The 21,826-nt window shown below is 67.2% G+C and carries 20 protein-coding genes; 13 read left to right on the forward strand and 7 right to left on the reverse strand.

Going from position 1 to position 21,826, the window contains the following annotated elements:
* On the reverse strand, positions 1–364 hold a 364-nt coding region (locus RCH15_RS12720), incomplete at its 3' end, for a hypothetical protein (RefSeq protein ID WP_326961034.1).
* Here RCH15_RS12720 and RCH15_RS12725 point away from each other — a divergent pair.
* From RCH15_RS12725 to RCH15_RS12775, 11 genes are all read left to right on the forward strand, one after another.
* Positions 353–1,354 (forward strand): hypothetical protein, encoded by a 1,002-nt coding sequence (locus RCH15_RS12725; RefSeq protein WP_326961035.1) that lies wholly within the window; start codon positions 353–355, stop codon positions 1,352–1,354. The genes RCH15_RS12720 and RCH15_RS12725 overlap by 12 nt on opposite strands.
* Positions 1,355–1,360: 6 nt before the next feature.
* The gene (locus RCH15_RS12730; protein ID WP_326961036.1) at positions 1,361–2,350 is read left to right on the forward strand and encodes an HAD-IIA family hydrolase; all 990 of its coding nucleotides are present in this window, start codon (positions 1,361–1,363) and stop codon (positions 2,348–2,350) included.
* A gap of 10 nt (positions 2,351–2,360) precedes the next feature.
* On the forward strand, positions 2,361–2,639 hold the full coding sequence (locus RCH15_RS12735; protein WP_326961037.1) for a hypothetical protein: 279 nt from the start codon (positions 2,361–2,363) through the stop codon (positions 2,637–2,639).
* On the forward strand, positions 2,626–3,453 hold the full coding sequence (locus tag RCH15_RS12740) for a TlyA family RNA methyltransferase (protein WP_326961038.1): 828 nt from the start codon (positions 2,626–2,628) through the stop codon (positions 3,451–3,453). Before RCH15_RS12735 ends, RCH15_RS12740 begins: the two co-directional genes overlap by 14 nt.
* 22 nt (positions 3,454–3,475) lie before the next feature.
* Positions 3,476–4,501, forward strand: coding sequence for an NAD kinase (locus tag RCH15_RS12745; RefSeq protein WP_326961039.1), 1,026 nt, complete (start codon positions 3,476–3,478; stop codon positions 4,499–4,501).
* A 3-nt stretch (positions 4,502–4,504) separates the two neighbouring features.
* Positions 4,505–6,244: a DNA repair protein RecN gene (recN, locus tag RCH15_RS12750; protein ID WP_326961040.1), complete on the forward strand. Its 1,740-nt coding sequence runs from the start codon at positions 4,505–4,507 to the stop codon at positions 6,242–6,244.
* 78 nt (positions 6,245–6,322) lie between these two features.
* Positions 6,323–8,083, forward strand: coding sequence for a CTP synthase (locus tag RCH15_RS12755; RefSeq protein WP_326961041.1), 1,761 nt, complete (start codon positions 6,323–6,325; stop codon positions 8,081–8,083).
* A gap of 26 nt (positions 8,084–8,109) precedes the next feature.
* Positions 8,110–8,772, forward strand: coding sequence for an NUDIX hydrolase (locus RCH15_RS12760; protein WP_326961042.1), 663 nt, complete (start codon positions 8,110–8,112; stop codon positions 8,770–8,772).
* Positions 8,772–9,755 carry a site-specific tyrosine recombinase XerD gene (xerD, locus tag RCH15_RS12765; protein ID WP_326961043.1) on the forward strand — a complete coding sequence of 328 codons (984 nt, stop codon included), beginning with the start codon at positions 8,772–8,774 and terminating at the stop codon, positions 9,753–9,755. The genes RCH15_RS12760 and xerD overlap by 1 nt, the downstream gene beginning before the upstream one ends.
* 45 nt (positions 9,756–9,800) lie before the next feature.
* The gene (locus RCH15_RS12770; protein WP_326961044.1) at positions 9,801–10,289 is read left to right on the forward strand and encodes an 8-oxo-dGTP diphosphatase; all 489 of its coding nucleotides are present in this window, start codon (positions 9,801–9,803) and stop codon (positions 10,287–10,289) included.
* Positions 10,290–10,390: 101 nt separating this feature from the next.
* Positions 10,391–11,329: a hypothetical protein gene (locus RCH15_RS12775; protein WP_326961045.1), complete on the forward strand. Its 939-nt coding sequence runs from the start codon at positions 10,391–10,393 to the stop codon at positions 11,327–11,329.
* A 97-nt stretch (positions 11,330–11,426) separates the two neighbouring features.
* Here the strand turns inward: RCH15_RS12775 and RCH15_RS12780 are convergent, their stop codons facing one another.
* The 4 genes from RCH15_RS12780 to RCH15_RS12795 all read right to left on the reverse strand — a co-directional run bounded on the left by RCH15_RS12780 (position 11,427) and on the right by RCH15_RS12795 (position 15,707).
* Positions 11,427–12,566, reverse strand: coding sequence for a bifunctional 2-methylcitrate synthase/citrate synthase (locus tag RCH15_RS12780; protein ID WP_326961046.1), 1,140 nt, complete (start codon positions 12,564–12,566; stop codon positions 11,427–11,429).
* A gap of 64 nt (positions 12,567–12,630) precedes the next feature.
* Positions 12,631–13,533 carry a methylisocitrate lyase gene (prpB, locus tag RCH15_RS12785; RefSeq protein WP_326961047.1) on the reverse strand — a complete coding sequence of 301 codons (903 nt, stop codon included), beginning with the start codon at positions 13,531–13,533 and terminating at the stop codon, positions 12,631–12,633.
* Positions 13,533–15,053 (reverse strand): MmgE/PrpD family protein, encoded by a 1,521-nt coding sequence (locus RCH15_RS12790; protein WP_326961048.1) that lies wholly within the window; start codon positions 15,051–15,053, stop codon positions 13,533–13,535. The genes prpB and RCH15_RS12790 overlap by 1 nt, the downstream gene beginning before the upstream one ends.
* 12 nt (positions 15,054–15,065) lie before the next feature.
* Positions 15,066–15,707, reverse strand: a complete 642-nt coding sequence (locus RCH15_RS12795; protein ID WP_326961049.1) for a GntR family transcriptional regulator — start codon at positions 15,705–15,707, stop codon at positions 15,066–15,068.
* A 175-nt stretch (positions 15,708–15,882) separates the two neighbouring features.
* Between RCH15_RS12795 and RCH15_RS12800 the strand changes: the two genes are divergently transcribed.
* Positions 15,883–17,787: an AMP-binding protein gene (locus tag RCH15_RS12800; protein WP_326961100.1), complete on the forward strand. Its 1,905-nt coding sequence runs from the start codon at positions 15,883–15,885 to the stop codon at positions 17,785–17,787.
* A 52-nt stretch (positions 17,788–17,839) separates the two neighbouring features.
* Here the strand turns inward: RCH15_RS12800 and RCH15_RS12805 are convergent, their stop codons facing one another.
* Both RCH15_RS12805 and RCH15_RS12810 read right to left on the reverse strand, forming a co-directional pair.
* On the reverse strand, positions 17,840–18,559 hold the full coding sequence (locus RCH15_RS12805; RefSeq protein ID WP_326961050.1) for a response regulator: 720 nt from the start codon (positions 18,557–18,559) through the stop codon (positions 17,840–17,842).
* Complete coding sequence (locus tag RCH15_RS12810; protein WP_326961051.1) at positions 18,556–20,250, reverse strand: sensor histidine kinase; 1,695 nt, start codon at positions 20,248–20,250, stop codon at positions 18,556–18,558. Before RCH15_RS12810 ends, RCH15_RS12805 begins: the two co-directional genes overlap by 4 nt.
* A gap of 138 nt (positions 20,251–20,388) precedes the next feature.
* Here RCH15_RS12810 and RCH15_RS12815 point away from each other — a divergent pair, with 138 nt between their 5' ends.
* Complete coding sequence (locus RCH15_RS12815; protein ID WP_326961052.1) at positions 20,389–21,744, forward strand: cation:dicarboxylate symporter family transporter; 1,356 nt, start codon at positions 20,389–20,391, stop codon at positions 21,742–21,744.
* Positions 21,745–21,826 lie beyond the last annotated feature (82 nt).

The following is a 21,826-nucleotide window of genomic DNA, read 5'->3' on the forward strand; positions in this document are numbered from 1 at the left end:
ACGTCGCAGCTTCGGTGCCGGCGGTGCCGGCGGGGACCGGAAGCCGCCTTACAGCGGCGGTGGCGACCGTGACCGGAAGCCTTATGGTGACCGTGACAATCGCAGGCCGTTTGGCAGCCGTGAGGACCGTCCCGCACGCGGCTTTGACCGTGGCGAGTCCGGCCCGCGGCAGTTCGGTCGCGACAGCCCTGAGGACCGGCCAGTACGAGTGCCTAACGCCAGGGATCTGCGCAGTGCCAACCGTCCCGATCGCGAGCGGTCCCCGCAGATCGATGACGACGTCACGGGCAAGGAACTGGATCGCGCCACCCAGCACCAGATCAGGACCCTTGAGGACAACAGTGCCGAGTGGGTGGCCCGCCACCTGGTGATGGCCGGCCGTCTGATTGATGACGAGCCTGAGCTGGCGTTCCAGCACGCCCTCGCGGCCAGCCGCCGCGGCGGCCGCCTCGCCGCCGTCCGCGAAGCCGTGGGCCTCACCGCTTACGCCGCCGGGCACTACGGCGAAGCCCTGCGCGAGTTCCGCACGTACCGGCGCATCAGCGGGTCCAACATGCACCTGCCGGTCATGGCTGACTGCGAACGTGGACTCGGCCGGGCGGACCGCGCCCTGGAGATGGCGCGCTCTGAAGAAGCCAAGGACCTCGACGCCCCCGGCAAGGCGGAGCTTGCCATCGTAGCCGCCGGCGCCCGGACAGATCTCGGCCAGCTCGACGCTGCCGTGTCGGAACTGGAAATCGTCCAGCTCGACATCAACCGCGCTTTCTCCTACAGCCCGCGCCTCTTCCGGGCCTACGCTGAGGCTCTGGCCGCCGTGGGCCGCACGGCCGAATCGGAGAAGTGGCAACGCCAGGCTGCCGTCGCCGAGAACGCCCTCGGCCTCGATGTGGCCGAGGACCCGGACATCATCGACCTCGGCTGGGATGAGGAAGAGGAAGCCCGTGAGGAAGCGCAGGAGCGCCGGCAACTCGCCGACCAGGCAGCGCAGCGTTCTGCCACATCCGCCCAGGTCCCTGAGCAAGGGGAAGCGCCCCGAGCTGCCAGCGCCGAAGCGGTTGCCGGACTGCCGGAAACAGCTGCAGCAGCCAGCGCCGTGGACGACGAATCAGACGACGGCGAATCAGATTTTTGGGAGTCCGACGACACGGAATCCGATGAGGACTCCGTCGAAAGGGACACCCTGGACCGCTCCGAGGTGCTCAGCGACCCTGATTCCGGCGATGACTCCGGCGCGACTGACTCCGGCGCGACTGACTCCGGCGACGCTGACAGCAGCGATTCGCACGAAGACCGTTCGCACGAAGATATCGACGGCGACGGCGACTCCCGCGTGCCGGACCGCTCCGAAGGCTGAGCGGGAATGGCAGACGCGGAGCTGATCGCGGCCTTCGATGCAGTCCTCTCCGACCTTGACGGCGTCGTGTACGCGGGCCCGCACGCCATCCCGGGCGCCGTGGAATCGCTGCGCCGGCTCGCCGGGATCGGCGTCGGCCTGGGCTACGTTACGAACAATGCCTCCCGCACGCCCGCCCAGGTCGCGCAGCACCTGCGTGACCTCGGCGCGCCGGCGGAGGACCACCAGGTGGTCAGCTCCTCGCAGGCCGCCGCCGAATTGCTGGCGTCCCGGCTGCCGGCGGGTTCCCGCGTCCTGATCACCGGCGGTGACTCCCTCGCGCAGGAGATTGAAACGGCGGGGATGGTGCCGGTCCGCAATGAGTCGGAGCGGCCCGTCGCCGTCGTCCAGGGCTTTCACCCGGACCTCGGGTGGAAGGACCTCGCGGAAGCCGCCTACGTCGTCGCCGGCGGAGCGCTGTGGGTGGCCACGAACACGGACATGTCCATTCCCCAGACCCGGGGCATGGCCCCGGGCAACGGCACCCTGGTCGCGGCGGTATCCGCAGCCACCGGGAAACGTCCCCTGGTCGCTGGCAAACCGGAAGCGCCGCTGTTCCATGCTGCCGCCAAACGCCTGGCAGCGGACCGGCCGCTGGTGGTCGGCGACCGGCTGGACACGGACATCCTTGGCGGCAACAACGCCGGCTTCGCCACGGCGGCAGTTCTAACCGGCGTCGACACACGGGAGACGATCCTGGCCGCCCGCACCCTGGAACGGCCCACCTACCTCATCAACGACCTCACGGACCTCTACCGTCCCTACCCTGCCATTGAGCACGACGGCGACCGGCACCGCTGCGGCGCGGCCTCCGCAGTCGTTCACGGGCGAAGCGTCCGCGTCAGCGGCGATCCCGGGGACCTCAACGCGTGGCGGGCGGCGTGCTCGGCCTGGTGGACGGCCAACCCGGAAACCTCCGCCGCCCTGGCCCCCGTCCTCGAATGGCCGGATGCCTAGACTGGAGACCATGACGGAGCCGAACCACATCCCCGAGACCGGCGCCAACGGGGACGAGCCCCGGGTCACGTGGCCCGCAACGCCGGGGGAGCAGGCCGATGCCTCCGGGCAGGCCACCTCCACGGACGCCGGCGTGGCCGCCGTGCTGGAGCGCCTCGGTACCCTGCCGGACCTGCCCGTGGCCCGGCACGGCGAAATCTACGCCGGCCTGCACGACGACCTGCTGGCTGCCCTCAACGAGCCCATCACCACCACTGCCCGACGGGAATCCACGCATGAGCAGGCTTGACCAGGCCCTCGTTGGCCGTGGGCTGGCGCGGTCCCGCACCCATGCCGCCCGCCTGATCGCCGAAGGCAAGGTCAGCTCAGCCGGTGAGGTGCTGGCCAAAGCCTCCCTGCAGGTCCACGACCATACGGTCCTCGACGTAGCCGCCGCGGATGAGGACAACTACGTCAGCCGCGCCGGGCACAAGCTGGCTGGCGCGCTGGACGCGTTTCCCGCCGTTTCGGCGGCAGGCAAGCGGTGCCTGGACGCCGGCGCCTCCACCGGAGGGTTCACTGAAGTTCTGTTGCGCCGCGGTGCGGCCCACGTTGTGGCCGTCGACGTCGGCCATGACCAGCTGGTCCCCGTGATCCGCAATGACTCCCGCGTCTCCGTCCACGAAGGACTCAACGTCCGCTACATGACGTCCGCGGAGATCGGGGGACCGGCGGCCCTGACGGTGGCAGATCTTTCCTTCATCTCACTCACCCTCGTGCTGGCACCTCTCGCGGCATGCACCCTGCCCGGCGGGGATCTGGTGCTCATGGTCAAACCACAGTTCGAGATCGGCAAGGACCGGCTGGGCCGCACCGGCGTCGTGACCTCGGAGCGGGAGCGCCGCCTCGCGGTCGGCAAAGTCGCCGCCGAAGCGATGGACACGGGCCTGGAACTGAAGGGCCTCGCCAGCAGCCCGCTGCCGGGCCAGGATGGAAACGTCGAGTACTTCCTGTGGATAAAGCGCGGTATTCGAACAGACCTGCCTAAGATCGAAGAGCGGGACGCAGCCGTTGCTGGGTTACTGCGAACGATCTGGCCCACCACACTCTGGCCCAACGACTAGAAGCACTAGAAGGCGGAACCCGATGAGCAGGCGTGTCCTCATCCTTGCCCACACAGGCCGTGAGGAGTCCCTCAAGGCTGCCTGGGAAGCGTGCGCCCGGCTCCACGGCTCCGGCATCGTTCCGGTGATGCTGAAGTCCGAACTCGGCGACATGGTCCGCTTCTTCGGACGCCTCGACCAGCCGGTCGAGGTCCTCCACGACCACGTGATGCTGCCCGACGTCGAACTTGTGATGGTCCTTGGCGGTGACGGCACGATCCTCCGCGCCGCAGAACTGGTGCGGGAGGTCGATGTGCCGCTGCTGGGCGTCAACCTCGGACACGTGGGATTCCTCGCCGAAAGCGAAAGGGCGGACCTCGCCCAGACCGTCGAGTGGATCGCGAGCCGCGACTACACGGTGGAAGAGCGGATGACCATTGATGTCCAGGTCTGGGTCCGCGGCCAGAAAATCTGGCACACCTGGGCGCTGAACGAGGCAGCGATCGAGAAGGGCAACCGGGAGCGAATGCTCGAAGTGGTCACCGAGGTCGACGAGCGGCCGCTGACGTCCTTTGGCTGCGACGGCGTCGTCCTGGCCACTCCCACCGGCTCCACAGCGTATGCTTTCTCCGCCGGCGGCCCCGTGGTCTGGCCCGAAGTTGAGGCGCTCCTGATCGTGCCGATCAGCGCCCACGCGCTCTTCGCCAAGCCGCTGGTGGTTTCGCCCAGATCCCGGCTCGCTGTGGAAATCCTCAACCGCACTGACGCGCAGGGCGTGCTGTGGTGCGACGGCCGGCGGTCTGTGGACCTGCCGCCGGGAGCGCGGGTGGAAGTCACCCGTTCGGCGACGCCGGTCCGGCTGGCGCGCACGCACCAGACGCCGTTCTCCGGACGCCTCGTCAGCAAATTTGAACTGCCCATCCAGGGCTGGCGCGGCCCCATGCCGCAGGCCGCAGCGATCCACACCGGGCCGGTACCCGTGATCCGCACGCCCCGGCCGATGCCGCCGCTTTCGACGCCGCCGCCTGCCGGTCCGGGCGAGGCTTCCGATCCATCAACTGCGAAGTGAACCATGCTTGAAGAACTGAGAATCCGCGACCTCGGCGTCATCACCGACGCCACGCTGCCCCTCGGCCCCGGCCTGAGCGTTGTGACAGGTGAAACCGGCGCCGGCAAGACCATGGTGGTGACCGCCGTCGGGCTCCTGCTCGGCGCCCGATCCGACGCCGGCGCCGTGCGCAGCGGCGCGAAGAGCGCCTCGGCCGAGGCAACGGTGAAGCTCGATGCGGGGCACCCGGCTGTGGCCCGCGCCCGAGAGGCCGGCGCTGACGTCGAGGAGTTCGACGGCGGAGCGGAGCTGCTGCTCGCCCGCAGCGTGGGCGCGGACGGCCGCAGCCGCGCGTACCTGGGCGGACGCGCCGCGCCCGTGGGTGTCCTCGGCGAGATCGGCGAAACCCTCGTGGTGGTCCATGGCCAGTCCGGGCAGATCCGGCTCAAAAGCCCGGTGGCCCAGCGCGAGGCACTGGACAAGTTTGCGGGGCAGAACCTCGCGGTGGAGCTCGGCTCCTACCAGGAACTCCATGCCCGGTGGAAGTCCAGCCAGGCCGAGCTCGACGAGCTGCGCAGCGCTGCCAGGGAACGCCTCCGCGAGGCCGAGTCCCTCGAGGCTGCCCTGGCCGAGATCGACGGCGTGGATCCGCAGCCAGGGGAGGATGAATCCCTCAAAGCGGAGGCCGTCAAACTCGCCAATGTCGAGGAACTTCGGATCGCTGCTACGACCGCGCACCAGGCACTCATCGCCGAGGACTTCGGTGACGGCAATGACGCCACGGCGCTGGTCGATGCCGCCAAGCGCACCCTCGAACACGTCGCGGAACACGACGAGGAACTCGGGTCCGCGGCCGGACGGCTGGCAGAGGTGGGGTTCCTGCTCAACGATATCGCCACCGAACTCGCAAGCTACCAGACGTCCCTTGATACCGAGGGCCCGGAACGGCTCGCGGAGATAGAAGACCGCCGGGCGGCCCTCGCGAAGCTGGTGCGGAAATACGCCCCCAGCATCGACGAAGTGCTGGTGTGGGCCGAACAGTCCCGGGAGCGGTTCCTGGAACTCCAGGACGACTCCAGCCGGATCGAGGCGCTGGACGCCGCCGTGGCGAGTGCCGGGACGGAGCTGGTCAAGCGGGCCGCGGGAATCAGCAAGCTGCGGAAAAAGGCCGCCAAGGACCTCTCCGCCCGCGTCAGCGCCGAACTCAAGGCCCTGGCGATGGCTGACGCCACGCTCGTGATCACCATCGAATCCGGCGGGCAGCCGGGGCCGTATGGTGCGGACGAGATTTCGTTCCTGCTGCAGCCGCATTCAGGCGCTCCCGCCCGTCCGCTCGGCAAGGGTGCCTCCGGCGGTGAACTGTCGCGCGTCATGCTCGCCATCGAGGTGGTGCTGGCCGCCGTCGATCCTGTTCCCACGTTCGTCTTCGACGAGGTGGACGCCGGCGTGGGCGGGCGTGCCGCCGTCGAGATCGGCCGACGCCTGGCGATGCTGGCCCGGCATGTCCAGGTTCTCGTGGTCACCCACCTGCCGCAGGTGGCGGCCTTCGCCGACCATCACATCCGGGTCACCAAAACCTCGGTGCGGGGAGCTGACGGAGCGACGGCGACCGGCTTCACCTCCAGTGACGTCAAACTCCTCGACGCCGGGGAGCGTGTCCGGGAGCTGGCCCGGATGCTCGCCGGCCAGGAGGATTCCGAATCCGCGCAGGCCCACGCCCGGGAGCTGCTGGACGACGCCAGGCTCCTGCCGCAGCAGGCCTGAATACCGGAAACGGCGGACCCACAGGGCAACCACAATTCCAGCGGGATGCCGCCAACCGACTCTTGAAAGGCCGAATCGATGATAGGCTCGAACTCCGTGGTGCAGCGATCAAATTCCCGTGTAAATTCCCGGTTTCCGGGCTCGTCCAAGACGACCAAACACATCTTCGTAACCGGTGGTGTGGCGTCCTCGCTCGGTAAGGGACTGACGGCTTCGAGCCTCGGTCACCTCCTGCGGGCACGCGGCTTGTCTGTAACTATGCAAAAGCTCGATCCCTACCTGAACGTGGATCCGGGCACGATGAACCCTTTCCAGCATGGCGAAGTTTTCGTCACCGACGACGGCGCCGAGACGGACCTCGACATCGGCCACTACGAACGCTTCCTGGACGAGAACCTCGAGGGTTCGGCCAACGTCACGACCGGCCAGGTCTACTCAACCGTCATCGCCAAGGAACGCCGCGGCGAGTACCTTGGCGACACCGTCCAGGTCATCCCGCACATCACCGATGAAATCAAGCGCCGTATGCGGCTTCCCGCCGAGGGCAAGCACGCCCCCGACGTCATCATCACCGAAATCGGCGGCACCGTGGGCGACATCGAGTCGCAGCCGTTCCTCGAATCCGCCCGCCAGGTCCGCCAGGACATCGGCCGCGGAAATGTCTTCTTCCTGCATGTCTCCCTCGTGCCCTACATTGGCCCGTCCCAGGAACTGAAGACCAAGCCAACCCAGCACTCCGTTGCCGCGCTTCGCTCCATCGGCATCCAGCCCGAGGCGATCGTGATCCGGTCGGACCGCGACGTCCCGCAGCCGATGCGCGACAAGATCGGCCGCATGTGCGACGTCGACATCGACGCCGTCATCGGCTGCCCCGACGCCCCCAGCATCTACGACATCCCCAAGACGCTGCACTCCCAGGGCCTGGACTCCTACATCGTCCGCGCCCTGGACCTGCCGTTCAAGGACGTCGACTGGACCAGCTGGGACAAGCTCCTCGACGCGGTCCACAACCCCAAGCACGAGGTGGAGATTGCCCTGGTGGGCAAGTACATCGACCTGCCGGATGCCTACCTCTCCGTGACCGAGGCGTTGCGGGCCGGCGGCTTCGCCAACGACACCAAGGTCAAGATCCGCTGGGTGCCCTCGGACGAATGCGACACCCACGACGGTGCGCTTAAGACCCTGGCGGGAGTGGACGCCATCTGTGTCCCCGGCGGCTTCGGCATCCGCGGACTGGAAGGCAAACTCGGTGCGCTCAAGTACGCCCGGGAATCCAAGCTCCCGGTCCTGGGTCTCTGCCTGGGCCTGCAGTGCATGGTGATCGAATACGCCCGCAACGTCGTCGGCCTGGAGGGTGCTTCCTCCTCCGAGTTCGAGCCGGCTTCTAAATACCCCGTGATCGCCACGATGGAAGAGCAGCTGGACATCGTCGACGGCAAGGGTGACCTCGGCGGCACCATGCGTCTGGGCCTGTACGAAGCCAAGCTGGACGAAGGGTCTGTCGTTGCCGAGACCTACGGCACCACCAAGGTCAGCGAACGTCACCGCCACCGCTATGAGGTCAACAACAAGTACCGCGAGCAGATCGCAGCCAAGGGCCTGGTGTTCTCCGGAACCTCGCCCGATGGCAAACTGGTGGAGTATGTGGAACTTCCCCGCGAAGTCCACCCGTACTACGTAGCCACCCAGGCGCACCCGGAACTCAGCTCACGCCCCACCCGGCCGCACGCGCTGTTCTCCGGGCTGGTCAAGGCAGCACTGCAGCACCAGAAGGGCGGCGGCCAGCCGTCTTCTACCGCCAAGGCTGCTGCCAAGGCGACTCCGGCAGAGTTAAAGTAACCTCCCCAGAATCGAAGGACGGCGCGATGCCCGGTATGTCTGAGACCCCCAATGCTGCACGGCTGGTTTCGGATGAACCGAGCCCGCGCCGTCTTTTGTCGTCCGAAACGGTCTATAAGGGCCGGATCTGGGACGTCGTCAGCGACACGTTCCAGCTCAACGACGACGGCGGTCCGCTCGTCCGCGACTACATCGAACACCCCGGTGCCGTCGCCATACTGCCGATGAATGAGGACGGGCACGTGTTGCTGATCAAGCAGTACCGGCACCCCGTCGGCATGGACCTCTGGGAGATCCCGGCCGGGCTCCTCGACGTCGAAGGCGAGGACTTCGTGGCCGGTGCGGCGAGGGAACTCGCCGAGGAAGCGGACCTTGTTGCCGGCCGGTGGAACGTGCTGGCCGACTTTTTCAATTCCCCCGGTTCCTCCAGTGAGGCCATCCGCATCTACCTCGCCCGGGACCTCAGCGGTGTGCCCGGCCACGAACTCCATGTCCGCACCGACGAGGAAGCCGAAATCGAGCTCCACTGGATCCCCCTCGACGCAGCTGTTTTGGCGGTGCTGGAGGGTCGCCTCCACAACCCGTCCGCCGTCGTCGGGGTCCTGGCCGCCGCAGCCGCCCGTGCCGGGGACTTCAAGAGCCTCCGCCCCGGCGACGCGCCGTGGACTGCTCATCCCAGCCAGCGCTGATGACAGAACCGCTGATCACCGCACCGGAAGCCCCGGTCAGGACCCCCACGGCGATCGACCGCGCCATGACGGACTACCTCCAGCACATGGGGGTGGAGCGAGGATTGGCGGCGAACACACTTTCCGCATACCGGCGGGACCTGGCACGCTACGCCCGGCATCTCGCCCACACCGGCCGGCAGCGCCCTGGTGAGATCACCCGGCACGATGTCACCGGTTTCGTCCGCGCCCTTTCCGACGGGTCCGACGGCGGCTCTGCCCTGGGTATCCGCTCGGCGGCCCGGACAGTGGTGGCCGTGCGCGGACTCCACAAATTCTGGGCACTCGAAGGTGTCACGCCTACCGACCCGGCGAGTGACGTCCACCCGCCCATGCCCGGAAAGCGACTGCCCAAAGCCATCAGCGTCGACGAGGTCACCAGAATCCTGGAGGCGGTGGGCACCGATACGGCCACCGGCCTCCGGGACCGGGCCCTGCTGGAGTTCCTCTATTCCACCGGCGCCCGTATCAGCGAAGCCGTCGGGCTCGACGTCGACGACATCTCCCTCGACGCCGCCGGGGACGAAGGGCCCCCGATCGTCAGGCTGTTCGGCAAAGGTTCCAAGGAGCGGCTGGTCCCGCTGGGCTCCTTCGGTGCCCGCGCGCTTGACGCCTACCTCGTCCGCGGCCGCCCCCTGCTGTCCGCCAAGGGAAAGGGGACCCCGGCGCTGTTCCTGAACGCCCGCGGCGGACGGATCAGCCGGCAAAGCGCCTGGACCATTCTCAAGACAGCTGCAGAGAAGGCAAACATCACCAAGGACGTCTCGCCGCACACCCTGCGGCACTCCTTCGCCACGCATTTGCTTGAGGGCGGAGCCGACGTCCGGGTGGTCCAGGAACTGCTCGGCCATGCCTCGGTCACCACCACGCAGGTCTACACCCTGGTCACAGCCGACACACTGCGGGAAATCTACGCTGCCGCCCATCCGAGGGCGCTGGGGTAGGGCCTCGGCACTCCTGCTTCGCCGGGCCCGCTATAGGCTGGATTCATGGCGTCCACTCCGGTCACACTCTGTTTCCTCCTCCGCGACGCCGGCTCCGGCACCGAGGTCCTCTTGGGCCTGAAACGGACCGGGTTCGGCACCGGCAAGATTGTGGGGGTCGGCGGCCACGTCGAAGCAGGCGAGACTGATGCCGAAGCCGTGGTCCGGGAAGTCCGGGAGGAAGCAGGCGTCGTCGTCCGGCAGGAAGATCTGGCGCACGCGGGACTGGTGGAGTTCATCTTCCCGGCACGGTCGGAGTGGAACATGTCGTGCCGGCTGTTCACCACCCGGCGCTGGGAGGGCGAGCCCGCAGAAAGTCCGGAAATCACACCCGAGTGGTTCGATGTCGCAGCCCTTCCGCTGCATCTGATGTGGCAGGATGCAGAGCACTGGTTGCCGCCGGCGCTGGCCGGCGGCAGGATCGACGTCGTGGTGGTCCTCAACGAGGACAACGAGAGCGTTGCGTCGGTCCGGAATTCTTCGACCCCGGGCTGAGCCCGGTATCCACTCAGACGCTTTCGGCGAGCCGTGAACCTCAGCGCTTCGCAGTGCCGATAGCCTGCAATCCGGACAATCAAGGCTACCGGGGGACTGACATGGACTCGACCAACACCCAGACCAGCAAAAGCAGCACAGGAACAGCCGCTTTCAGCGAGGACACACTGCCGCCTGGTTCCGCCGCCCCCGCAGCCGCCCGACGCCGGCGGCCCTGGATTGCGGCGTTCGTGGGCGGCGCTGTCGCAACGGTTGCGGCCGGTGCCCTGGTGGCCTGCGGCCCGGGCCCGGGCCCGGGCCAGGGCCCGGCGCCGGCCGTGACCGCCGGGAGTGAGGCGGTTCCTTCCGCCTCGGCGCCGCGCGCGGCGGCAGCGAGCAGTGCTGCCCCGGTGAGCCCCAGCGTCCGGCCAACGGCCAGCCTGAGTGTTCCGACTGTCCAGCCCAGTGCCAGCCCGGGCGTCCAGCCTCCGGCGGGTGCAGTTTCCGGAACCACCAACGGGCGCTACGTCAGTGCCTCAGCCGGGGCCTCCTTCGCTCTGCCCGACGGCTGGACGGTGGAAGAGTCCGCAGCCCGGACCGCCGGTTCTCCGGGAACCTCCATTGTTGTGTTCAACGAAGCCAGGATGCAGGTTGCCGAGCTCAACCACGGCCGAGCCGGCGGGGCCGGCGGCGCCTGCGGCCCGGGCCCGTACCCGATGACCGAGTTGGACACCGCCCCTGTCCTGGACAACCCGTGGGCAACCGCGGCCGGTGTGCGGTTTTCCTACCGGGTGCTCGATATGCAGGCCGACGGCGGCGCTTTCGACTACCAGATTGGGCTGGTCGACAACGTCAGCGGCCAGCTGCAGGACAGCTGCCTGATGTCCTCCTTCGTCGCCGGCGCACCCCGGGGCCCACTATCCTTCGCGGACAGGGCATCCCAGAGCCCCCGGCACGATGATCCCATCTTCAACTCGATGGCCGAGGCAAAGGCCTACCTGCTGACACCCGAGTATCGGAAGCTCAAGGCCATGATCCTCAGCCTGGAGATGCAGAACTAGGAGCCAACGATGAACGGCCGGTCACCCGAAGGTGACCGGCCGTTCATCGTTGGCGCGCCGCTGTATGGCTGGCCGGCGCTCACCAGATGTTCGCGCCCTAGTGCAGGTGCCGTTCCTCGACGCCGTTGTACTCGCTCAAGGGGCGGATGAGTGAGTTCGAGTCCAGCTGCTCCATGATGTGCGCGGTCCAGCCGGTGATGCGGCTGGCGACGAACAGGGGAGTGAAGGTGGGGGTATCGAAGCCCATGAGGTGGTACGTGGGACCGGCGGGGTAATCCAGGTTCGGCTTGATCGACTTGGCCTCGTCCATCGCCGACTCCAGACCGTTGTACAGCCCCAGCAGTTCCGGACGGCCGTAGTGCGCAATCATCTTGTCCAGGGCGGCCTTCATGGTGGGTACCCGGGAGTCGCCGTGCTTGTAGACCCGGTGGCCGAAGCCCATGACCTTTTTCTTCTTGGCCAGGGCGTCTTCCATCCAGGCTTTCGCGCGGGTGGCGGCCTCGTCCAGGGACTCCTCAGGGCGGATGCCGATCTCGTCGAACGTGTGCATGACTGCCTCATTCGCGCCGCCGTGCAGTGGGCCCTTCAGCGCGCCGATCGCCCCGGTCACGGCCGAATGCAGGTCCGACAGCGTCGAGGTGATCACCCGGGCCGTGAACGTCGAGGCGTTGAAGGAGTGCTCGGCGTAAAGGATCATCGAGACGTTGAAAGCCTCCACGACCTCCTGTACAGGCTCTTCACCGAAAGCCATCCATAGGAAGTTCGCGGAGTAATCCAGGTCCTCCCGGGGAGCCACGACCTCCTCACCGTGACGGCGCCGCTGGTCATAGGAGACCACCGCCGGCATCGCGGCAAACAGATCCACGGCCTTTGCCATGTTGGCCTCACGCGAGGAGTCCTCGGCCAGCGGGTGCCGGGCGCCCATCACGGAGGCCGCAGTCCGGCAGACGTCCATCGGGTGCGCGGTGGTGGGCAGCGCATCGATGACCTGCTTGATGACAGGGTCCAAAGCCCGCCCGGCGCGTTCCCGGGCCGTAAACTCCGCCAGCTGCTCGGGAGTCGGCAGCTCACCGTTCCAGAGCAGATAGGCGACTTCCTCGAAACTGCACTTGGCGGCCAGCTCCTGCACAGGGTAGCCGCGGTAGAGCAGTGAGTTGGTGTCGGGGTTCACCTTGGAGACCGCGGTGTAGTCCACCACGACGCCGGCGAGGCCCTTTTTGATGTCTTGTTCAGCCATTGCTGAAACTCCTTTGTTCCTGTCGCCTGTCGAACCGGCCGGAGCCGGAAGTCCGATGCGGGGCTTATTGGCCGGGGATCTGGAAATTGAAGACCCCGGTGTCGAAGCTGTTGTAAGACTCATAGTCGACGAGGTCATACAAACGCGCCCGGGTCAGCATGTTCCCGACCTGGGCTTCCTGGGTACCGTCAGCCTTAATCGTCTCCAGCGTACGCTCCGCAGCGCCCATGGCACTACGGAGCAGGGTCACCGGATAGATGACCATGTTGACGCCGACGCCGGCGAGTTGCTCCACCGTGAACAAGGCACTCTGGCCAAACTCGGTCATATTGGCCAGGATCGGCACGTCGACGGCGTCCCGGATGGCCTGGAACTCGTTAAGATCCTTCATGGCTTCAGGGAAGATGGCGTCAGCCCCCGCCTCAACGAGAGCCACTGCGCGGTCCTGCGCGGCTTTGAGCCCGTCGGTGGCACGGATATCGGTCCGGGCCATGATCAGGAAGTTCGGGTCCCGCCGGGCGTCGGCCGCGGCCCGGATCCGCTTGGTGGCGGTGTCCAGGTCCACGACGTTCTTCCCGTCGAGGTGACCGCAGCGCTTGGGATTGAACTGGTCTTCGATGTGGCAGCCGGCGAGGCCTGCGTTCTCGAGTTCCTGCACAGAACGGGCCACATTCATCGGCTCACCAAAGCCGGTGTCGGCGTCAACGATGCTCGGCAGATCGGTCATGCGGGCAATCTGCCCGGCACGGGTGGCCACCTCGGTGAGCGTGGTCAGCCCGATGTCCGGCAGGCCCAGATCGTTGGCCAGCACGGCACCGGAGATGTAGACCCCGGCGAAGCCCTTTTCCTCGATCAGCCGGGCCGAGAGCGGGTTGAATGCGCCCGGGAACTGCTGGATCGTCCCGGACGCCAGAAGCTCGCGGAACGTGATCCGCTTCTGCTCGGCGGTGACTTTCGAATACAGCATTAGAAGAGTCCCTTCGGTGCTGCTGCCAGGTCGATCACGCCGTCGGCAGCCCGGATGTTGAGCTGGTCCAACTCACCGGCGGCCAGCTCGGGCAGGCGTGCGGCGGCGGCCAGGAAGCGTTCAATTTCCGCTTCGTCGACGACGCCGGCGGCGAGGGTGCGGAACTTGTGCACGTACTGTTCCCGTGCGAACGGCCGGGCGCCCAGCGGGTGCGCGTCGGCGACGGCGATCTCATCGGTGATGACCGTGCCGTCCTTGAGGGTGATCACCACGGTGCCGCCAAAGGCCTTCTCGGCGATGTCCAGGGAGTGGTAACGGCGGGTCCATTCCGGATCCTCGACGGTGGTGACCTTGTGCCAGAGTTCCACGGTGTCCGGGCGGGCCGCGCGCTCCGGGGCGTAGGAATCCACGTGGTGCCAGGCGCCGTCCTGCAAGGCCACGGTGAAAATGTACGGGATGGAGTGGTCAAGCGTTTCGCGGCTCGCAGTGGGGCTGTACTTCTGCGGGTCATTGGCGCCGGAACCAATCACATAGTGCGTGTGGTGGCTGGTCTTGATGAGCACGGAGTCCACGTTGGCCGGGTCGGTAACCTCCGGATGCTCGCCGTGGAGCTTGCGGGCCAGATCGATCCACGCCTGGGCCTGGTATTCGGCGGAGTGTTCCTTGGTGTAGGTGTCCAGGATGGCCCGCTTGGCCTCGCCAGGCGTCGGCAGCGGCACGGTGTAAGAGGCATCCGGGCCGTCAAGCATCCACGCGATGACGCCGTCTTCGCCCTCATAGATCGGTACAGGGGAGGTCTGGCCGCGCATGGCACGATCCGCGGCCTCGACGGCCATCTTGCCGGCGAACGCGGGCGCGTGTGCCTTCCAGGTGGAGATCTCACCCTTGCGGGACTGCCGGGTGGCGGTGGTGGTGTGCAACCCCTGGCCGACGGACTGGAAGATCGTCTCGACGTCGAGTCCCAGCAGGGTGCCGATGCCGGCGGCGGCGGAGGGGCCCAGGTGCGCCACATGGTCGATCTTGTGCTTGTGCAGGCAGATGGCCTTGACCAGGTTGACCTGGATCTCATAGCCGGTGGCGATCCCGCGGATCAGGTCCCGGCCGGTGGAGCCGACGTGCTGGGCCACGGCGAGGATCGGCGGGATGTTGTCGCCGGGGTGGGAGTATTCCGCGGCGAGGAACGTGTCATGGTAGTCGAGTTCGCGGACGGCGACGCCGTTGGCCCAGGCTGCCCATTCGGGCGCGACGCGCTCTTCGATGCCGAAAACTTTCGAGCCCTTGCCGCCGGTGGTGGGGCCGTGGGTCAGGGCCTGGGCGCGGGCGGCGATGATCGGTGCCCGGTTCAGGGAGGCGATGGCGACGGAGGCGTTGTCGATCACCCGGTTGATCACCATGTCGGTGACCTCGTCGGAGACGGCGACGGGATCCGCGGCCACCGTGGCGATCTTGAACGCGAGCTGGTCCTCGCGGGGCAGGTTTTCCTCGCTCTTGTAAACGCGGACGTGGTGTTCCTTGACCATGATGCTCCTTAGTTAGTGGGGTTCGTGGGTGGCTTTGACATGGGACAGACTGCGGTGCAGATGAAGGGTGGTGGCGGCCTCGGCGAGGCGCGGGTTTCCGGCGGCGATCGCCTCGGCAATGGCGGCGTGCTCGGCGGCGGCGGCCGTGAGCCGTTCGGCGTCGTCCGCCGCCAACCGCCGGACCCGGACCAGGTGGACACGCAGGCCGCGCATCGCCTGGGCGAGGTAGGAGTTCTTGATGGCGACGTCAATGGCGGCGTCCAGTCGACCCACCAGAGAGTAGTAGTCATGCCGGGCGGGGTCATCGCCGCTGATCAGCGCGGGGGCCCGGCGCAGCTCGTCGCGGAGCTGTTCGAACGTGACGGCGTCGCCGCGTTCGGCCGCCAGCGCCGCGGCTTTGCCCTCGAGCGTTTCCCGCAGTTCGAACAGTTCGTCGATGTCGTCCAGGGAGATATCGGTGACGACGACGCCGCGGCCGCCCGCCGTCGTCGTCAGGCCCTCCGCGGTTAGCCGGCTCAGGGCCTCCCGCAGCGGGGTGCGGGAGATGCCCAGCCGTTCGGATTGCTCTACTTCCGCGAGGACAGTCCCGGGCAGGAGGCGCCACTCGATGATGTCCTCGCGCAGGGCCGCGTAGGCCTTGTCGCTGGCGCGCATCCGAGCTCCTTTGGTGGGTAACGATGTCCAGTGTATACACGGGGGCAGCATTTGCCCAGTGTATCCCCGCTCAACGCGGAATTACCGGATGTCATGTATACACACGTCTTGTATTGAACGCGCCGCCGGGACTACCATGAGCTCCATCACATCGTCGTGGACGGGACTCATCTTCATGGTTACCAAGAACTACCAGGACAGCTACGCACGTAGCCTGGATACGCCCGAAGCATTCTGGCTGGAAGCCGCGGACAAGGTCTCCTGGACTACTCCGCCGCAGCAAGCGCTCGATTCCGGCAGGGCGCCGCTGTACAACTGGTTTCCCGACGGCGTACTCAACACCTCCTACAACGCGCTGGACCGGCACGTCGAGGAGGGGCGGGGCGGGCAGGACGCCCTTATCTACGACTCCGCCATGCTGGGCACGCAGCAACGATTCAGCTACGCCGAGCTGACGGATCTCGTGGCGCGGTTCGCCGGGGTCCTGCGCAGCCAGGGGGTGGGCAAGGGCGACCGCGTCGTCATCTACATGCCGATGATCCCCGAGGCGGCCATCGCCATGCTCGCCACGGCCCGGCTCGGGGCTGTCCACTCCGTCGTTTTCGGCGGATTCGCCCCCAAGGAACTCGCCGCACGGATCCGTGACGCGGCGCCCGCAGCGGTGGTCACGGCCTCCGGGGGAATCGAGCCCTCGCGCCGGATCGAGTACCTTCCCGCCGTCGCGGAAGCCCTGGGCCTGGCCGGGGTGCCGGAAACCCCGGTCCTGGTCAAGGGCCGGGAGGGTTTCCTCTCCGCAGCGGCCGACCACGCCGGCTGGCTCGACTGGGACTCCGCAATGGCCACCGCCGCTCCGGCAGCCCCGGTGGATGTTCAGGCCACCGACCCGCTGTACATTCTCTACACCTCCGGAACCACCGGTACGCCCAAGGGCGTGGTCCGGGACAACGGCGGCCACGCAGTGGCGCTCAGCTGGACCCTCGAAAACATCTATGACATCGGCCCCGGCGACGTGATGTGGACTGCCTCCGACGTCGGCTGGGTGGTGGGGCACTCCTACATCGTGTACGGCCCGCTGCTCGCCGGCGCCACCACCGTTCTCTACGAGGGCAAGCCGGTGGGCACCCCGGACGCCGGCGCCTTCTGGCGCGTCATCCAGGACCACAAGGTCAACGTGCTGTTCACCGCCCCCACTGCCCTGCGGGCCATCCGGAAGGCCGACCCGGAGGCCGAGCTGCTGGGGAACTACGACATATCCAGTCTGCGGACCCTGTTTGCGGCCGGCGAACGGCTGGACACCGACACCTTCCACTGGGCCTCCCGGATCCTTGACGTCCCGGTGGTGGACCACTGGTGGCAGACCGAGACCGGCTGGGCCATCTGCGCCAACCCGCGCGGTTTGGACGGGCTGCCGATCAAAGCGGGTTCGCCCAGTGTCCCGATGCCCGGCTTCAAGCTCAATATTGTCGACGGATCGGGGGAAGACGTTGAGGCCGGGACGGAGGGCAACATTGTCCTGGCGCTCCCGCTGCCCCCCGGCACGCTGACCACCTTGTGGGGCAACGACGAGCGCTACATTTCCTCGTACCTGCAGGCGTTTGAGGGTTATTACGCCACGGGAGACTCCGGCTACCGGGATGCGGACGGGTACCTCTTCGTCATGGGCCGCACGGATGACATCATCAACGTGGCCGGGCACCGTCTCTCCACCGGAGCCATGGAACAGGTGATTGGCCAGCACCCTGCTGTGGCCGAGTGCGCGGTGATCGGGCTCGCGGACCCCCTCAAGGGCCAGCGTCCCAGCGGCTACGTGGTCCTGAAGTCCGGTGTGGATGTGCCCGAAGAGATCCTCGTCAAGGATCTGATTGCCCTGGTCCGGCGCGACATTGGCGCCGTCGCGGACTTCAAGCACGTCACCGTGGTGGAGGCGCTGCCGAAGACCCGCTCGGGCAAAATCCTGCGCAAGACCATGCGCCAGATCGCCGACGGCGACGACTACGTGGTGCCCTCAACCATTGAGGATGCCGGCGTCATAGACCAGCTCCTCGGGGCCCTGCGGCCGTCAAAGCCGATGATGCCCTAGCACAGGGCGCTGAGTTGGCATCCCGACGGCGGGGGAGTCGGCGGCAGGGTCCCTATGCCCCCGGCCGGGTCCAGCGGTATTCGTTTTCCGGCCGCCCGGGCGCGCCGTAGCGTGCCATCCGGGAGACGCTGCCGGCGTCGGCGAGGTATTCGAGGTAGCGCCGGGCGGTCACCCGGGACATGCCCAGTACCTCCATTACCTCGCTGGCGGACACCGCACCGGACTGGCGCTTCAAAAAGTCCTGCACGGAGTCCAGCGTGGACGCGGAGAGCCCCTTGGGCAGCGGCAGCTCAGACGGAGCCCGCAGGCTGGCAAATGCCTGGTCCACATCGCTCTGCGAGGCGCCGGGACCTGCCTGTCCTGCGGCGGGGGAGGCCAGTTGCTGCCGGAAGAGCCGGTAGCTGGTGAGCTTGTCCGCGAAAGTTGCAAACGTAAACGGCTTGATCAGGTACTGGACGACGCCGGTGGCCACGGCGCTGCGGACAATTGTCAGTTCCCGGACGGCGGTGATGGCGATGATGTCCGCGAACAGCCCGGCAGCACGCATGCGCCGCGCAATGTCGAGCCCGTGCAGGTCCGGCAGATTCATATCCAGCAGCACCAGCTCCACCGGAGTGCCAGCGGCCGCGAAGTCCGTCATGAGGCGGAGAGCGGACTGGCCGTCCGGAGCCGAGCCGGCCAGGACAAACCCCTCCAGCCGGCCGATGTAGGCGGCGTGGGCCGCCGCCGCGATGGGCTCGTCTTCGACGACGAGTACACGGATCTCGCTCATTGCTGTCCCTCTGTGGTCACTGTCGCCGGCGATGCAGCCGGCGACACTGCCGGCGGCGCCGGCAGTGTGACGCGGAACAGGGCCCCGGCCGGGCTCGTGATTGTCATGGTACCGCCCAGCCGCTGAACCGCCTGCCGGACCAGGGCAAGGCCGAGCCCACGCCCGAATGGCCCCGGTGTCTTGGTGCTGAAACCGTGCCGGAAAATGGCCTCCACGGCCTGCGGATCAATGCCCGGCCCGCTGTCCTCCACCGTGATGTCGAGGGACTCCGCGCCCGCTTCCACGGTGAGTTCCACGAGTTTCGGAGCCGGCGACTCGGCAGCGGCGTCAATCGCGTTGTCCAGCAGGTTGCCCAGGATCGCCACGAGGTCCTGCACGGCCAGACCGGTTCCAGCCGGTTCCCCGGAGCCGTTCCCCACGGCGTTGAGCGTCAGTTCGACGCCCCGCTCATGCGCCTCGGCGGCTTTGCCCATGATGAGGGCTCCCAGCACGGGTTCGTCCAGGGAACTCACCAGGTCATCGGTCAGCCGCTGGCTCAGCTCCAGGTCCTGGGTGGCGAACGCCAGTGCTTCCGTGCCGCGTCCGAGCTCCATCAGCGACACGATCGTGTGGAGCCGGTTGGCGTGCTCATGGGTCTGGGCGCGCAGGGCATCGGAGAGGGTGCGCATGGTCTCCAGCTCGCTGCCCAGGGATTCGATTTCCGTGCGGTCTCGGATCGTGGCTACAGTCCCGTAAACGGCCGGGCTGGTCCGTCCGCCGGCGGAGCGGGGTCCGATGGCGGGACCCTGGTTCACCACAAGGATCCGCGGGCCGGTCAGGTGGATCTCGTCCAGCGTTGTCCGGCCGGACTCGAAAAGCTCCCTCAGGCTGGGGGCCAGGGGGAGCTCAGCGAGCGACGGCGCGGTCCGCCCGCCGCCTCCGGACGCGCCGCCGGCGTCGGACGCGCCCGGCGGAAGTTCCAACAACTCCGCGGCCTGGTCGTTGTACATGACGACCTTGCCCTTGGGATCAATGAGAATGACGCCCTCCCGCACGGAGTGGAGAACCGATTCGTAGTACGCGAAGAGCTGGGCGAGCTGCTCGGGGCCCCAGCCGCGGGTGACCCGGCGCAAATACCGCCCCAACAGCCAGGACGCCACCGATCCGCCGACCAGCAGGGCCAGCGCAATCGCGATGAGAGCCGGCAGCCGGCCGGAGACGGCAACGTCCACGGTGCGGACGGTCACGCCCGCCGCCACCAGTGCCCGCACCGTGCCTTCTGCGTCCTTGACCGGAGCGATGGTCCGCACCGAGGGGCCCAGGGTGCCGGCCATGATCTCGGTAAACACCTGGCCCTGCAGGGCGGCGTCGATCGAACCAATGTACGGCCGGCCCAGTTCCTCTTCACGGGGATGCGTCCACCGGGTGCGGTCCGGTGCCATGATCGTGATGAAATCAGCGTCGGCGTCCGCCATTACCTTCAAGGCATACGGCTGCAGCAAGGCAGCAGGATCTGCAGCGCTCGCCGCGTCCAGCACCAGCGGGTTGTCCGCCACCGCCGTTGCGACGGCGGCCATCCTGCGGCCGGCCTCGTCGTAGGCATGGTCGCGTGCATCGACAAAAGTGGCCGTGCCGACGACGGCCGTCAAGCTGAGGATAAAGAGCAGGTGCGCCACGAAGAGCCGCCTGGCGATGCTCCAGCGGTGGATCATCAACACCCTCCATGACCAATATGAACGCAACGGTGATGCGCGTCACTGAATCCCCAATGATGGTGGAACACGCAGAACGGACGCGATGGGCCCACAGCCGGTGCCGCACCAACGTCCAGCCTATCCAAGGAGAACACCATGACCTCTCAACGAGGAGAGTCAGCGGCAACGGTCGCGACGCCGGTCAAGAAGCGCAAGAGGCTCGACAAGTCCCATTATCTCTACATCGCGGTCATCGTGGCCGTCGTCCTGGGCGCCCTCGTCGGGCTGATGTTCCCCGAGGTCGGCAAGTCCCTGAAGCCGCTGGGTGACGGATTCATCAAACTCATCAAAATGATGATCGGCCCGGTCATTTTCTGCACCATCGTCCTGGGCATCGGTTCTATCGCCAAGGCGGCCACAGTGGGCAAGGTCGGCGGCCTGGCCCTCGGGTACTTCATGGTGATGTCCACCTTCGCGCTGGCCATCGGCCTAGTCGTTGGCAACCTGATCCATCCGGGCGAGGGCCTCAAGCTCGCACCCTATGACCCGAACAAGAAGGCTGCCACCGACAGCACGGTCGACTTCCTGCTGGGCATCATCCCGGGCGACATCCCGGTCCTGCCGACGCTGCTCGCCGCTCTGCTGGTGGGCTTCGCCCTCCAGCAGATGGGCAAGCAGGGCGCTCCCATCCTCAAAACCATCGGGTACGCCCAGGCCCTCGTGTTCCGCATCCTGGTCATGATCATGTGGCTGGCCCCGGTCGGCGCCTTCGGTGCGATCGCCGCCGTCGTCGGCGCCACCGGCGTGCAGGCCATCTTCAGCATGGCCACATTGATGATTGCTTTCTACATCACCTGCGCCCTCTTCATTGTCGTGATCCTCGGCGGCCTGCTCAAGATTGTCGCCGGCGTCAACATCTTCCGGCTGATGAAGTACCTGGGCCGCGAATACCTGCTGATCTTCTCCACCTCTTCCTCCGAAGCTGCGCTGCCCCGCCTGATCGCGAAAATGGAACATCTCGGTGTGTCCAAGCCCGTTGTCGGTGTCACGGTTCCCACCGGCTACTCCTTCAACCTGGACGGCACCGCGATCTACCTGACAATGGCTTCACTGTTTGTCGCCAACGCCATGGGCACCCCGCTGGACCTCGGTGCGCAGGTGTCGCTGCTGATCTTCATGATCATCGCTTCCAAGGGTGCCGCCGGCGTCACCGGCGCCGGCCTGGCCACGCTGGCCGCCGGACTCCAGGCGCATGCGCCCCAGCTCCTGGGCGGCGTGGGCATGATCGTGGGCATCGACCGCTTCATGTCCGAAGCCCGGGCCTTGACGAACTTCACCGGCAACGCCGTGGCCACCGTGCTGATCGGCACGTGGGTCAAGGAGATCGACGGCGGACAGGTCGAGCGCGTCCTCTCCGGCAACGAGCCCTTCAACGAGCAGACCATGATCGCCGGCCACGGTGAGATTGGCGCGGAAGCAGCACCCAAGCAGCCGGTTCTGGCCAACGCCTGAGCTGCACCGGACCGCACCGGACCGCCCGGACGCCGCAAGGCCTCCGGGCGGTTTTCCGTGCCGCGGTCGGAACGTTAGACTT

Origin of the sequence: Arthrobacter sp. MP_M4 (assembly GCF_035984855.1) — a bacterium.
Lineage (GTDB): Bacteria > Actinomycetota > Actinomycetes > Actinomycetales > Micrococcaceae > Arthrobacter.

What these genes read in the sequence shown, in the direction of transcription:
- RCH15_RS12815 (WP_326961052.1), top strand. Translation starts at nt 20,389, where the DNA reads ATGACCTCTCAACGAGGAGAGTCAGCGGCAACGGTCGCGACGCCGGTC.
- RCH15_RS12730 (WP_326961036.1), top strand. Translation starts at nt 1,361, where the DNA reads ATGGCAGACGCGGAGCTGATCGCGGCCTTCGATGCAGTCCTCTCCGAC.
- RCH15_RS12760 (WP_326961042.1), top strand. Translation starts at nt 8,110, where the DNA reads ATGCCCGGTATGTCTGAGACCCCCAATGCTGCACGGCTGGTTTCGGAT.
- RCH15_RS12805 (WP_326961050.1), bottom strand. Translation starts at nt 18,559, where the DNA reads ATGAGCGAGATCCGTGTACTCGTCGTCGAAGACGAGCCCATCGCGGCG.
- RCH15_RS12770 (WP_326961044.1), top strand. Translation starts at nt 9,801, where the DNA reads ATGGCGTCCACTCCGGTCACACTCTGTTTCCTCCTCCGCGACGCCGGC.
- RCH15_RS12795 (WP_326961049.1), bottom strand. Translation starts at nt 15,707, where the DNA reads ATGCGCGCCAGCGACAAGGCCTACGCGGCCCTGCGCGAGGACATCATC.
- RCH15_RS12800 (WP_326961100.1), top strand. Translation starts at nt 15,883, where the DNA reads ATGGTTACCAAGAACTACCAGGACAGCTACGCACGTAGCCTGGATACG.
- RCH15_RS12780 (WP_326961046.1), bottom strand. Translation starts at nt 12,566, where the DNA reads ATGGCTGAACAAGACATCAAAAAGGGCCTCGCCGGCGTCGTGGTGGAC.
- prpB (WP_326961047.1), bottom strand. Translation starts at nt 13,533, where the DNA reads ATGCTGTATTCGAAAGTCACCGCCGAGCAGAAGCGGATCACGTTCCGC.
- recN (WP_326961040.1), top strand. Translation starts at nt 4,505, where the DNA reads ATGCTTGAAGAACTGAGAATCCGCGACCTCGGCGTCATCACCGACGCC.
- RCH15_RS12810 (WP_326961051.1), bottom strand. Translation starts at nt 20,250, where the DNA reads ATGATCCACCGCTGGAGCATCGCCAGGCGGCTCTTCGTGGCGCACCTG.
- RCH15_RS12755 (WP_326961041.1), top strand. Translation starts at nt 6,323, where the DNA reads ATGATAGGCTCGAACTCCGTGGTGCAGCGATCAAATTCCCGTGTAAAT.
- xerD (WP_326961043.1), top strand. Translation starts at nt 8,772, where the DNA reads ATGACAGAACCGCTGATCACCGCACCGGAAGCCCCGGTCAGGACCCCC.
- RCH15_RS12775 (WP_326961045.1), top strand. Translation starts at nt 10,391, where the DNA reads ATGGACTCGACCAACACCCAGACCAGCAAAAGCAGCACAGGAACAGCC.
- RCH15_RS12735 (WP_326961037.1), top strand. Translation starts at nt 2,361, where the DNA reads ATGACGGAGCCGAACCACATCCCCGAGACCGGCGCCAACGGGGACGAG.
- RCH15_RS12745 (WP_326961039.1), top strand. Translation starts at nt 3,476, where the DNA reads ATGAGCAGGCGTGTCCTCATCCTTGCCCACACAGGCCGTGAGGAGTCC.
- RCH15_RS12790 (WP_326961048.1), bottom strand. Translation starts at nt 15,053, where the DNA reads ATGGTCAAGGAACACCACGTCCGCGTTTACAAGAGCGAGGAAAACCTG.
- RCH15_RS12740 (WP_326961038.1), top strand. Translation starts at nt 2,626, where the DNA reads ATGAGCAGGCTTGACCAGGCCCTCGTTGGCCGTGGGCTGGCGCGGTCC.